This window comes from Candidatus Accumulibacter contiguus, from assembly GCF_012940005.1.
Taxonomy (GTDB): Bacteria; Pseudomonadota; Gammaproteobacteria; order Burkholderiales; family Rhodocyclaceae; genus Accumulibacter; species Accumulibacter contiguus.
Map to the genome: position 1 here is coordinate 1 of NZ_SPMX01000085.1, position 13,156 is coordinate 13,156.

General features: G+C 58.7%; 8 protein-coding genes, 1 tRNA gene and 2 pseudogenes. All 11 read left to right on the forward strand.

The window, feature by feature from the left end; genetic code table 11:
* The coding region (locus E4Q08_RS21520; protein ID WP_248595068.1) for an EF-Tu C-terminal domain-related protein at positions 1-477 on the forward strand (477 nt) is incomplete at its 5' end.
* A gap of 53 nt (positions 478-530) precedes the next feature.
* Positions 531-606 (forward strand) — tRNA-Trp (locus E4Q08_RS21525).
* Positions 607-629: 23 nt separating this feature from the next.
* Positions 630-983, forward strand: a complete 354-nt coding sequence (gene secE, locus E4Q08_RS21530) for a preprotein translocase subunit SecE (RefSeq protein ID WP_034915442.1) — start codon at positions 630-632, stop codon at positions 981-983.
* Positions 980-1,513, forward strand: coding sequence for a transcription termination/antitermination protein NusG (nusG, locus tag E4Q08_RS21535; protein ID WP_034915444.1), 534 nt, complete (start codon positions 980-982; stop codon positions 1,511-1,513). The genes secE and nusG overlap by 4 nt, the downstream gene beginning before the upstream one ends.
* A 127-nt stretch (positions 1,514-1,640) precedes the next feature.
* Entirely contained in the window at positions 1,641-2,072 is a 432-nt protein-coding gene (rplK, locus tag E4Q08_RS21540; RefSeq protein WP_034915447.1) for a 50S ribosomal protein L11, read from the forward strand.
* 1 nt (position 2,073) lies between these two features.
* Positions 2,074-2,763 carry a 50S ribosomal protein L1 gene (gene rplA / locus E4Q08_RS21545; protein ID WP_169071884.1) on the forward strand — a complete coding sequence of 230 codons (690 nt, stop codon included), beginning with the start codon at positions 2,074-2,076 and terminating at the stop codon, positions 2,761-2,763.
* 284 nt (positions 2,764-3,047) lie between these two features.
* Positions 3,048-3,545: a 50S ribosomal protein L10 gene (gene rplJ, locus E4Q08_RS21550; protein WP_034915452.1), complete on the forward strand. Its 498-nt coding sequence runs from the start codon at positions 3,048-3,050 to the stop codon at positions 3,543-3,545.
* 39 nt (positions 3,546-3,584) lie between these two features.
* Positions 3,585-3,953, forward strand: coding sequence for a 50S ribosomal protein L7/L12 (gene rplL / locus E4Q08_RS21555; RefSeq protein ID WP_034915455.1), 369 nt, complete (start codon positions 3,585-3,587; stop codon positions 3,951-3,953).
* Between the two features lie 285 nt (positions 3,954-4,238).
* Positions 4,239-8,521 (forward strand): annotated as a pseudogene (rpoB, locus tag E4Q08_RS21560) (DNA-directed RNA polymerase subunit beta).
* Positions 8,522-8,603: 82 nt separating this feature from the next.
* On the forward strand, positions 8,604-12,872 hold the full coding sequence (gene rpoC / locus E4Q08_RS21565; RefSeq protein WP_169071885.1) for a DNA-directed RNA polymerase subunit beta': 4,269 nt from the start codon (positions 8,604-8,606) through the stop codon (positions 12,870-12,872).
* 54 nt (positions 12,873-12,926) lie between these two features.
* Positions 12,927-13,156 (forward strand): annotated as a pseudogene (locus E4Q08_RS21570) (hypothetical protein); the annotation flags it as partial.

Here is a 13,156-nt window from a genome sequence, read left to right on the forward strand (position 1 = left end):
GTCAAGGTGGGTGAAGAAGTCGAGATTGTCGGCATCAAGCCGACGGTGAAGACGATCTGCACGGGTGTGGAGATGTTCCGCAAACTGCTCGACCAGGGTCAGGCCGGCGACAACGTGGGCGTGCTGCTGCGCGGCACCAAGCGTGACGACGTCGAGCGCGGGCAGGTGCTGGCGAAGCCGGGTTCGATCAAGCCGCACACGCATTTCACCGGAGAGGTGTACTGTCTGTCGAAGGAAGAGGGGGGGCGTCATACGCCGTTCTTCAACAACTATCGTCCGCAATTCTACTTCCGGACGACGGACGTGACCGGCGCCATCGCCATGCCGGAAGGCGTCGAAATGGTCATGCCAGGGGACAATGTCCAGATGACGGTCAAGCTGATTGCCCCGATCGCCATGGAAGAAGGCCTGCGCTTTGCGATCCGCGAAGGAGGACGTACCGTCGGCGCCGGCGTGGTGGCGAAAATCATCGAATAAAGTCCAGTCAAGGTGCAGCGGCGGCTCTTTTGGAACTGCCGCAGTTCTGCTGCAGGGGCATAGCTCAACTGGCAGAGCGTCGGTCTCCAAAACCGAAGGTTGGGGGTTCGATTCCCTCTGCCCCTGCCATCCATGTAACCGAAGCGGACTAAATGGCCGATAAATTCAAGTTTGCGTTAGCGGTATTGCTGCTTGTGGCCGGCGTCGCTGGCTTTTACCTTCTCGCCGACCAGGCCATGATCCTGCGTGTGCTCGCCGTCTTGGCTGGGGCTGGTCTTGCTGCCGCGGCCGCCTGGAAAACTGAGCAAGGTCGTCGTTTCTTCGACTTTTCCAAAGAGGCGACGAACGAAGCAAAAAAGGTCGTCTGGCCTTCGCGCAAGGAAACCATGCAGACCACAGGTCTGGTATTCGCGTTCGTGGTGGTGATGGCTCTCTTTCTCTGGCTGACCGACAAGAGTCTGGAATGGCTTCTGTACGATGTGGTTCTTGGGTGGAGGAAGGTATGAGCATGCGCTGGTACGTGGTACACGCCTATTCCGGGTTCGAGAAGAGCGTGCAGCGCGCATTGCTCGAACGTATCCAGAGACAGGCCATGCAGCATGCGTTTGGCCGCATTCTCGTGCCTGTGGAAGAAGTGGTGGAACTCAAGATGGGCCAGAAAAGCATTTCCGAACGGAAGTTCTTCCCCGGCTATGTGCTGGTGGAAATGGAAATGAACGATGACTCCTGGCACTTGGTAAAGAGCACGCCAAAAGTGACCGGTTTTGTCGGTGGAACGGCCAACAAGCCGACACCGATTTCCGAAAAGGAAGTCGAAAAGATCATGCAGCAGATGCAGGACGGTGTCGACAAGCCGCGCCCGAAAGTTCTCTTCGAGCCCGGAGAGATTGTTCGCGTCAAGGATGGTCCCTTTACCGATTTCCACGGCGCCGTTGAGCAGGTGAATTACGAGAAAAACCGTTTGCGTGTTTCGGTGACGATCTTTGGTCGTCCCACGCCGGTAGAGCTGGAGTTTGGGCAGGTCGAAAAGGCATGACCCGGCAAGTGAGTGGCGGCGCGTGCGCTTCATTTGACGCGCCGCAGTAGTGCGGCTATCGGGCCGCGTTTGTCGTTTGGGGAGCGCTGTCACTAGCGCGCTTGAACCCGCATAAAGGAGTCCCACCGTGGCAAAGAAAATCATCGGCTATATCAAGCTGCAGGTGCCGGCGGGGAAGGCCAATCCGTCTCCCCCGATCGGCCCGGCGCTGGGTCAGCGCGGTTTGAACATCATGGAATTCTGCAAGAGCTTCAACGCCCAGACGCAGGGCCTGGAGCCAGGCTTGCCAATCCCTGTGGTAATCACCGCTTTCGCGGACAAGAGCTTTACCTTCATCATGAAGACCCCGCCGGCGACGGTTCTGATCAAGAAAGCGATTGGTATTCAAAAGGGTAGCGCCAAGCCTCATACCGCCAAGGTGGGTACGCTGACGCGCGCCCAGTGCGAAGCCATTGCGGCGCAGAAGATGCCCGACCTGACGGCTGCCGACATGGATGCCGCGGTGCGCACGATTGCTGGCAGTGCCCGTACGATGGGCGTTACCGTGGAGGGCATCTGAAATGACAACATTGAGCAAGCGTCAAAAAGCCCTCAAGGGCAAGATTGACCCGAACAAGTCCTATCCCGTCGGCGACGCGCTGAAGCTGAGCAAGGAATTTGCGACAGCCAAGTTCGATGAATCGATCGATGTCGCCGTCTGTCTCGGTGTTGATCCTCGCAAGTCCGATCAGATCGTACGGGGTTCGGTCGTCTTGCCGGCGGGAACCGGCAAATCGATTCGCGTTGCCGTATTCGCCCAGGGCGAAAAGGCCGCCGCTGCCAAAGCGGCTGGCGCCGATATCGTCGGTTTCGAAGACCTGGCCGCCGAGATCAAGGCCGGCGTGATCAATTTCGATCGAGTCATTGCCACCCCGGATGCCATGCGTGTGGTCGGTCAACTGGGTCAGATCCTTGGGCCGCGTGGCCTGATGCCGAATCCGAAGGTCGGTACGGTCACCATGGATGTGGTGACTGCCGTGCAGAATGCCAAGGCCGGACAGGTTCAATACCGTACCGACAAGGGAGGCATCATTCACAGCACGATCGGTCGCGCGTCTTTTGACGCCGATAAACTGGCAATCAACCTCAAGGCGCTGCTTGACGCGCTGATCAAGGCTAAGCCGGCGACCTCGAAAGGTCAGTATGTCCGGAGGGTCGCGCTGTCGAGCACGATGGGGCCGGGTGTACGCGTGGATGCGTCCACGCTTTAGGAATTCAGCGGATCGCCTGTTGCGTGCGGGTCCGCTCAAGAGCTTTGTTGGGTTGTCGGCAGTGCGTTATCGCAGTGCCGATGGATCGTCAAAGACCGCAGGTGCCGAAGGCATTTGCCGAAAGCTTAAGTGTGCAAGCGGCCTGCGTAGACGGTGTGCCCCGAAAAGGACTGCGCAGCGATGGGCCTGGTGTCCTTCACTGCAACCCCTGATCAAGGTCGCCGTGGGTGCGGTGCATTCAAGGGAATGCGCCGTTTGTTGACTTGATGGGAGGAGAAGGGCCTGTGGGTCTCAATCTTGATGAAAAGAAGGTCGTCGTTGCCGAGGTCTCGGCCAGGATGGCCAGTGCCCAGACGGTCGTGCTGGCCGAGTACAGTGGACTGCCGGTGGCTCACCTGACGCGACTGCGTGCCCAGGCACGCGCCTCGGGTGTCTATCTGCGGGTGCTGAAAAACACGCTGGTACGGCGGGCGGTGCAGGGCACGGTATTCGCCAGTCTCGCCGAACAGATGACCGGGCCGCTGATTTACAGCGTTTCGGAAGATCCGGTCGCCGCGGCGAAGGTGCTCAACGACTTTGCAAAAACCAATGACAAGCTGATTGTGCGAGGCGGTAGCTTTGCTGGCGAGCTTCTGGACAAGGCTGGCGTGCAGGCACTTGCATCGATTCCGAGTCGCAATGAATTGCTTGCCCAGTTGCTTGGCATCATGCAGGCACCGGTCACCGGTTTTGCCTGTGCGCTTTCCGCCTTGGCCAAGCAGCGCGAAGAAGCGGTTTCCTGATCGCAGCGTTTTTTGTCCATTCAGATTTAGGAGTTAATTATGTCTATTACCCACGAAGACATCCTCGAAGCCGTCGGCTCGATGACTGTCATGGAACTGAACAGCCTGGTCAAGGCGTTCGAAGAGAAATTTGGCGTTTCTGCGGCGTCGATGGCCGTCGCCGCGCCTGGCGCGGCTGCGCCGGTGGTTGAAGAACAGACCGAGTTCACCGTCATGCTTTCGAGTTTCGGTGAGAAGAAGGTTGAAGTGATCAAGGTCGTTCGCGCAGCTACGGGCCTTGGTCTGAAGGAGGCAAAGGATCTGGTTGACAGTGCACCGAAGGCCGTCAAGGAATCCATTTCGAAAGCCGATGCCGAAGCCCTCAAGAAACTTCTCGAGGACGCCGGAGCAAAGGTCGAGATCAAGTAATATCGGTAGAGCAAGCTGGGCTGGCAGCCTCGCGGTTGTCAGCCCTTTTCTGCTTTTCCGGAAACAGCTTTGCGTAGCCCCCATAGGTAGGTAGCGCATGTCCCTGATGGTCGAAGCAATGCTGTGCAGCGCGCAAACGCAAGTGCGAGTAGCGAAGACAGGTCGGGCGGGTCCGCGTCCTCTCTGTGCCGATCTAGTCCTTTTGCGTTTGTCCGTTGCGGATCGGCGGGAGTTGCGACCCTCGCCGGTACGCTAGAGGATTTGCCTTCTGAGTTCGGAGCGACCATGACCTACTCCTACACCGAGAAAAAGCGTATCCGCAAGAGCTTCGCCAAGCGCAGCACCGTGCTTGACGTGCCGTTCTTGCTGGCCACCCAGTTGGAGTCGTTCTCTGCTTTCCTGCAGGCAGGAGTGCCACCGGCCCAGCGCAGGAACCAGGGATTGCAGGCTGCCTTTTCCTCGATATTTCCGATCGTCAGTCACAGTGGCAATGCGCGGCTGGAGTTTGTCAGCTTCACGCTTTCCGACCCGGCTTTCGACGTCACGGAATGCCAGCAGCGTGGCCTGACCTTCGCGTCGGCTTTGCGAGCGAAGGTGCGCCTGGTCATTCTCGATCGCGAAGCGCCGGACACCATCAAGGAAGTCAAGGAGCAGGAAGTCTATATGGGCGAGATTCCGCTCATGACGACAACCGGATCCTTTGTCATCAACGGTACCGAGCGGGTCATTGTCTCGCAGCTTCACCGCTCGCCGGGAGTGTTCTTTGAACACGATCGTGGCAAGACGCACAGTTCCGGCAAGTTGCTCTTTTCCGCACGCGTCATTCCCTATCGTGGATCATGGCTGGATTTCGAGTTCGATCCCAAGGATCTGCTGTTTTTCCGTGTCGACCGTCGCCGCAAGATGCCGGTCACTACGTTGTTGAAGGCGATCGGCCTGACATCGCAGCGCATTCTGCGTGAGTTTTTCGAGTTTGACACCTTCTATCTGGGCAAGCGGATAGTCGAGTTTGCGCTCGTTCCAGAGCGTTTGCGCGGGGAAGTCGCGCGTTTCGACTTTAACGACTCGTCCGGGAAGCTGATCATCGGCAAGGACAAGCGGATTACCGCCAAGCACATCCGTGAACTCGATCAGGCCGGGATCAAGCAGGTTGCTGTTCCGGATGATTTTCTGATTGGCCGGGTGATTGCCGAGGACATCATTGACCAGAGCAGTGGCGAGATCCTGGCCAACGCCAATGACGAAATCACCGAGAGCCTGTTGGCGAAACTCTCCGAGTCCGGAATCGAGTCGATACATACCCTGTATATCAACGACCTCGATCGCGGCGGCTTCATTTCACAGACCTTGCGCGCCGACGAAACCGTCTCGCGGCAGGCGGCCCGCATCGCCATTTACCGGATGATGCGTCCCGGTGAACCGCCAACCGAAGAAGCGGTGGAAATTCTCTTTAACGGCTTGTTCTACTCCGATGACCGCTACGATCTATCCGGAGTTGGCCGGATGAAGTTCAACCGCCGGGTGGCTCGGAAAGCCGTAATCGAATACAAGGTCATGATCAAGCATGTGCCGTCCAAGCGTGACGCCATCGTCAAACTGATCAACGACCTGGCGGGTGATTCCGTTGCTACTGCCGAACAGGTGCTTGCCGAGTTGAGCCACGGCCCGCGTGCAGTGGCCGAAAACCTGACCCATGAGGCGGCAGTGGCCTTGTTTGAGCAGTTGAAGGCGCTGGGTGCTTCTGGTGAGGTGCGCGAACAGCTGACGCTGTCACCGCGTGACATCGTTGAAGTCATCAAACTGCTTGTCGAACTGCGCAATGGTCGCGGCGAGATCGATGACATCGATCATCTGGGTAATCGCCGCGTCCGTTCGGTTGGCGAACTCGCCGAGAATCAGTTTCGCGCCGGGCTGGTGCGTGTCGAGCGTGCCGTGAAGGAACGCTTGTCACAGGCTGAGTCGGACAATTTGATGCCGCACGATCTGATCAACGCCAAGCCGATCAGCGCCGCAGTCCGGGAGTTCTTCGGTTCCAGCCAGTTGTCGCAGTTCATGGACCAGACCAACCCCTTGTCCGAGATCACTCACAAGCGTCGTGTCTCGGCTCTAGGCCCGGGCGGTTTGACGCGCGAGCGAGCCGGTTTTGAAGTGCGGGACGTCCATCCGACTCACTACGGCCGGGTCTGCCCGATCGAAACTCCGGAAGGTCCGAATATCGGGCTGATCAACTCGCTGGCGCTGTTTGCCCGCACCAACGAGTATGGCTTCCTGGAAACCCCTTACCGCAAGGTGGTCGATGGCCGGGTCACCGATCAGATCGAGTACCTTTCAGCCATCGAAGAGGGCGCCTACATCATCGCCCAGGCCAACTCCGAGCTTGGCGATGGAGGCGTGTTGACCGATCAGTTGGTAACTTGTCGTGAAAAGGGTGAAACCATTCTCGCCGAGCCGGCGCGCGTTCAGTACATGGACGTGGCGCCGAGCCAGATCGTGTCGGTAGCGGCATCGCTGATTCCCTTCCTCGAACACGATGATGCCAACCGCGCGCTGATGGGGGCCAACATGCAGCGTCAGGCGGTTCCTTGCCTGCGTCCGGAAAAACCACTGGTGGGAACGGGTATCGAGCGAACCGTGGCGGTGGATTCGGGCACTGCGGTACAGGCGCTGCGCGGCGGGCTGGTCGATTATGTCGATGCCTCGCGCGTCGTGGTGCGGGTCAATGATGCGGAAACCGGGCCAGGTGAAGTCGGTGTCGACATTTACAACCTGGTGAAGTACACACGCTCCAACCAGAATACCAATATCAATCAGCGGCCGCTGGTTCGCGTTGGTGACTACATTGCCAAGGGCGACGTGGTGGCCGACGGTGCATCTACCGACAAGGGTGAACTGGCACTTGGCCAGAATATGCTGGTCGCCTTCATGCCGTGGAACGGTTACAACTTCGAGGACTCCATTCTGATCTCGGAGCGCGTGGTCGCAGAGGATCGCTTTACCTCGATTCACATCGAGGAACTGACCGTCGTCGCGCGGGATACCAAACTCGGCCCCGAGGAAATCACTCGCGACATTGCCTCCCTTGGCGAGTCACAACTCTCACGCCTGGACGAATCGGGGATTGTCTACATTGGTGCCGAGGTCGAGGCGGGCGATGTGCTGGTTGGCAAGGTGACGCCGAAGGGCGAAACGCAGCTGACCCCGGAAGAGAAACTGCTGCGCGCGATTTTTGGTGAGAAGGCGTCTGACGTGAAAGACACCTCCTTGCGCGTTCAATCGGGTATCTCCGGGACGGTCATCGACGTGCAGGTGTTTACCCGCGAGGGTATTGAGCGCGACAAACGAGCACAGTCGATCATCGACGATCACTTGCGCAGCTACAAACTCGATCTTGCTGATCAACTGCGTATCGTCGAACGCGATGCCTTCGCGCGTGCCGCGCGAATGATCGTCGGCAAGCCGGCGAATGGCGGGCCGAAAAGGCTGGCCAAGGGCACCCTCATCGCCCAGGAATACCTTGACGGCATCGACCCACATCACTGGTTCGATATCAGGATGGCCGATGAGGACGTCGCGCAGCAACTCGAGTCGCTGCGCGAGGGCCTCGAACAGACCCGCAAGGGCTTCGACATCGCCTTTGAAGAAAAGCGCAAGAAGCTCACCCAGGGTGACGAATTGCCGCCGGGCGTGCAGAAGATGGTCAAGGTATACGTCGCCGTCAAGCGCCGCCTGCAGGCGGGCGACAAGATGGCCGGACGGCATGGCAACAAGGGGGTGGTCTCGCGCATCGTACCGGTTGAGGACATGCCTTACATGGCTGATGGTCGTCCCGTCGACATCGTGCTCAACCCGCTCGGTGTGCCTTCGCGGATGAACGTGGGCCAGATTCTCGAGGTTCACCTCGGGCTTGCGGCCAAGGGTCTGGGCTTCAAGATCGGCGCCATGCTGCGCCGGCAGGCAAGCGCCAGGGAGGTGCGCGGCTTCCTCGACCAAATCTACAACAGCACCGGCAAGCCGGAGGAACTCGATCAGCTGACTGACGCCGAGATCCTTGAAATGGCGGGCAACCTGGAGGCCGGAGTGCCTTTTGCGACGCCGGTTTTCGACGGCGCCAAGGAATCCGAAATCAAGTCTGTTCTGGCACTGGCGGGCATGCCGCAATCGGCCCAGATGACGCTGTACGATGGGCGTACCGGCGAGCAGTTCGAGCGTCAGGTTACCGTCGGTTACATGCATGTCCTGAAGTTGCATCATCTGGTCGATGACAAGATGCATGCGCGCTCGACCGGCCCGTACTCGCTGGTAACCCAGCAACCGCTGGGTGGCAAGGCGCAGTTCGGTGGTCAGCGCTTCGGAGAGATGGAAGTCTGGGCGCTTGAGCCTACGGCGCTTCCTACGTGCTGCAGGAAATGCTCACCGTCAAGTCCGACGACGTCAATGGCCGGACCAAGGTATATGAGAACATTGTCAAGGGTGACCACAAGATCGACGCCGGCATGCCGGAATCGTTCAACGTCCTGGTCAAGGAAATCCGCTCGCTGGCGATCGATATCGATCTCGAACGTTTCTGATGGCTTGGGGTGAGTGAGGAATGTAAATCCTTCCACCGCATGACCCTTTCCCCTGACAGCGCACTCCTCACAGGAGCAAAAGATGAAAGCATTGCTGGATTTGTTTAGGCAGGTGACGCAGGAAGAGCAGTTCGATGCGATCACCATCGGCCTTGCCTCGCCGGAAAAGATTCGCTCATGGTCCTATGGTGAAGTCAAGAAGCCGGAAACAATCAACTACCGTACCTTCAAGCCGGAGCGTGACGGGCTGTTCTGCGCCAAGATTTTTGGCCCGATCAAGGACTATGAGTGTCTTTGCGGCAAGTACAAGCGGCTCAAGCATCGGGGCGTCATCTGTGAGAAGTGTGGCGTTGAAGTCACCCTGGCCAAGGTGCGTCGTGAGCGCATGGCACACATCGAGTTGGCCAGCCCGGTCGCCCATATCTGGTTCCTGAAGAGTTTGCCGAGCCGTCTGGGCATGGTGCTCGACATGACCCTGCGCGACATTGAACGTGTACTTTACTTCGAGGCTTTCGTGGTCTTCGAACCCGGCATGACGCCCCTGGCTCGCGGCCAGTTGCTGACCGAGGATGACTACACCTCCAAGGTCGAGGAGTACGGCGACGACTTCGAAGCCAAAATGGGCGCTGAAGGCATTCGCGAGTTGTTACGTTCCATCGATCTGGCGCGTGAAGTCGAAACGCTGCGCAGCGAGCTGGAGACGACCACCTCGGAAACCAAGAGCAAGAAGTTCTCCAAGCGTCTGAAGATCCTGGAGGGCTTTCAGAAATCGGGCATCAAGCCGGAGTGGATGGTGCTCGAAGTGCTGCCGGTGCTGCCGCCGGATCTCCGTCCCTTGGTGCCGCTTGACGGTGGGCGTTTTGCGACCTCGGATCTCAACGATCTCTACCGCCGCGTCATCAACCGCAACAATCGCCTGAAGCGCCTGCTCGAGTTGAAGGCGCCGGAAATCATCGTGCGCAACGAAAAGCGCATGCTCCAGGAAGCGGTTGATTCGCTTCTCGACAATGGGCGTCGCGGCAAGGCGATGACCGGTGCCAACAAGCGTCCGCTGAAGTCGCTGGCGGACATGATCAAGGGCAAGGGCGGCCGTTTCCGCCAGAACCTGCTCGGCAAGCGTGTGGATTACTCCGGTCGTTCGGTGATCGTCGTCGGACCACAACTCAAGCTGCACCAGTGCGGGCTGCCGAAGCTGATGGCACTTGAACTGTTCAAGCCTTTCATTTTTAACCGTCTCGAAGTGATGGGTCTGGCGACCACCATCAAGCAGGCCAAAAAGATGGTCGAGATGCAGGAGGCGGTGGTCTGGGATATCCTCGAAGAGGTGATTCGCGAACATCCGATCATGCTCAACCGCGCGCCAACGCTACACCGTCTCGGCATCCAGGCCTTCGAACCGACGCTGATCGAAGGCAAGGCGATCCAGTTGCATCCGCTGGTTTGCGCGGCATTCAACGCCGACTTCGACGGTGACCAGATGGCGGTGCACGTGCCCTTGTCGCTGGAAGCCCAGATGGAAGCCCGAACCCTGATGCTGGCATCCAACAATGTCCTGTCGCCAGCGAATGGCGAGCCGATCATCGTTCCGTCGCAGGATATCGTTCTTGGTCTCTACTACGCCACTCGCGAGCGGATCAATGCCAGGGGCGAGGGGATGATGTTCCCGGACCTGGCAGAGGTGACGCGCGCCATGCAGGCCGGTGAGCTCGATATCCATGCACGCATTGTGGTTCGTATTACCGAATACGAGAGTGACGGCGAGAACGGCTGGCAGGAAAAGATCACGCGTTATCACACGACCGCCGGGCGTGCGCTGCTTTCCGAGATTTTACCGAAAGGTCTGCCATTCAGCCTGATCGACAAGAGCCTCAAGAAGAAGGAAATCTCGAAGCTGATCAACGCTGCTTTTCGCCGCTGTGGACTCAAGGAAACCGTTGTCTTTGCCGACAAGCTGATGCAGAACGGCTATCGGCTGGCGACCCGCGCCGGCATTTCGATTTGTTCTGACGACATGCTGGTGCCGGCACAGAAGCGCGAGATCATTGCCGAGGCGGACGAAGAGGTCAAGGAAATCGAGAACCAGTACACCAACGGTCTGGTCACCAACGGTGAACGTTACAACAAGGTGGTCGACATCTGGGGGCGCACCGGCGACAGGGTTGCCAAGGTGATGATGGAGCAGCTTGGCCAGGAGGAAGTCACCAACCGCCACGGTGAGAAGGAGATGCAGGAGTCCTTCAACTCGATCTTCATGATGGCCGATTCCGGGGCGCGCGGTTCAGCGGCGCAGATTCGCCAGTTGGCGGGCATGCGCGGCCTGATGGCCAAACCGGACGGATCGATCATTGAAACGCCGATCACCACCAATTTCCGTGAGGGCCTGAACGTCCTGCAGTACTTCATCTCGACCCACGGTGCACGCAAGGGGCTCGCGGACACGGCATTGAAAACCGCCAACTCGGGTTATCTGACACGGCGACTGGTTGACGTAACGCAGGACCTGGTGGTGATCGAGGACGATTGTGGAACCAGTAATGGGGTCACGATGAAGGCGCTGATCGAAGGCGGTGAGGTCATCGAAGCCTTGCGCGAGCGTATCCTCGGTCGCGTCACGGCTTCCGACATAGTGCATCCGGATACGCAGGAGACGGTCATCGAGCAGGGAACGCTGATCAGCGAGGATCATTGTGATCTGATCGATCAGTTGGGTATCGACGAAGTCAAGGCGCGTACCCCGTTGACCTGCGAAACCCGTTACGGTTTGTGTGCCAAGTGTTACGGTCGCGACCTCGGTCGTGGTTCGTCGGTCAATGTCGGCGAAGCGGTCGGCGTCATCGCTGCACAATCGATTGGCGAGCCCGGAACGCAGTTGACCATGCGTACCTTCCACGTCGGTGGTGCAGCGTCACGCGCCGCCGTGGCGAGCCACGTCGAGACGCACAGTGCCGGTGTGGTGCGCTTCACTTCGACGATGCGCTACGTTACCAGCGCCAAGGGAGAGAAGATTGTCATCACCCGTTCCGGCGAGATCCTGATTACCGACGACAACGGTCGCGAGCGTGAGAAGCACAAAGTCCCCTATGGCGCGACATTGCAGGTCGCTGACGGTCAAGCCGTCAAGGCCGGTGCCAGGCTGGCCAGCTGGGATCCGCACACGCGACCGATCATCGCCGAGTACTCGGGTCTCGTGAAGTTCGAGAATGTCGAGGAAGGCGTGACCGTTGCCAAGCAGATCGATGAGGTCACAGGCCTTTCAACGCTGGTGGTGATTGATCCAAAGCGCGGTGGCAAGGCGCCCAGCAAGGGCTTGCGTCCGCAGGTCAGGTTGTTCGAGCCCGACGGCCAGGAAGTCAAGATGCATGGCAGCGATCACCCGGTGACCATCACTTTCCAGGTGGGCGCGATCATCAACGTGCTTGATGGGCAACAGATTTCGGTTGGCGACGTGCTCGCGCGGCTGCAGCAGGAGTCAGCCAAGACGCGGGACATCACCGGCGGCCTGCCGCGCGTGGCCGAACTCTTCGAAGCGCGTACGCCCAAGGATGCAGGTATGCTGGCAGAATACACCGGCACCATGTCCTTCGGCAAGGATACCAAGGGCAAGCAGCGGCTGGTGATTACCGATCTTGACGGGCTTACTCACGAGTACCTGATTCTCAAGGACAAGCATGTCCTGGTGCATGACGGGCAGGTAGTGAACAAGGGGGAGTCGATCGTCGATGGGGCACCGGATCCTCACGACATTCTGCGCTTGTTGGGCGTTGAAGCTTTGGCCATTTATATCACCGATGAAGTGCAGGACGTTTATCGCCTGCAGGGCGTCAAGATCAACGACAAGCACATCGAGGTGATTGTTCGTCAGATGCTGCGCCGGGTCAATGTACTGGATCCGGGCGACACCAAATTCATCAAGGGTGAGCAGGTCGAGCGCGCCCACCTGCTTGACGAGAATGATCGCATGCTCGCCGAGGGGAAGCTGCCCGCAAGCTACGAGCATGTGTTGCTGGGCATCACCAAGGCCTCCTTGTCCACCGATTCATTCATTTCGGCAGCGTCGTTCCAGGAAACGACAAGGGTGTTGACCGAAGCGGCGATCATGGGCAAGCGTGACGAGTTGCGCGGACTCAAGGAGAACGTCATCGTCGGTCGGCTCATTCCGGCGGGTACGGGGCTGGCTTATCACAGTACGCGCAAGAAGAACGCTGCCGGCGAGGATATCGCTGGCGGGCTTGGATTACAGACCGACGACGAGGCATCCCGCAGCGAAGAGATCTCCCAGAATGCCCGGGTGCGAACGAAAGTGTTGGGCGAGTCCCGCTCTGATAATTGTCAGCGACGTGAGCAAACGTAAGGAAATTAGCGGAGAGTTGCGATAGAGTAGGGAACCCATCCACGGAGAGAAGCCATGCCTAAGATTTCCCACATCGAACCTTGCGATTCCAGAGACTTGGTGGCCCGTTTGGAGGCTAATCCAAAGATACTGGCGAAAGTGCTAGAGATGCTGGAGTTGGTGGAGAACGCCGAAGGGGATCTGCGTCGGGCCGATGAAGCCGAGCGCCGCGTGATAGAAATTCTCCGCGGGACGGGCCAGGAGATTCTGACGGGATGGGCCGAGCAGGTTGCTGAGGCGGTGAC

Coding starts and splice junctions, on each gene's coding strand:
- nusG (WP_034915444.1), top strand. CDS start 980: ATGAGCATGCGCTGGTACGTGGTACACGCCTATTCCGGGTTCGAGAAG.
- rpoC (WP_169071885.1), top strand. CDS start 8,604: ATGAAAGCATTGCTGGATTTGTTTAGGCAGGTGACGCAGGAAGAGCAG.
- rplA (WP_169071884.1), top strand. CDS start 2,074: ATGACAACATTGAGCAAGCGTCAAAAAGCCCTCAAGGGCAAGATTGAC.
- rplL (WP_034915455.1), top strand. CDS start 3,585: ATGTCTATTACCCACGAAGACATCCTCGAAGCCGTCGGCTCGATGACT.
- secE (WP_034915442.1), top strand. CDS start 630: ATGGCCGATAAATTCAAGTTTGCGTTAGCGGTATTGCTGCTTGTGGCC.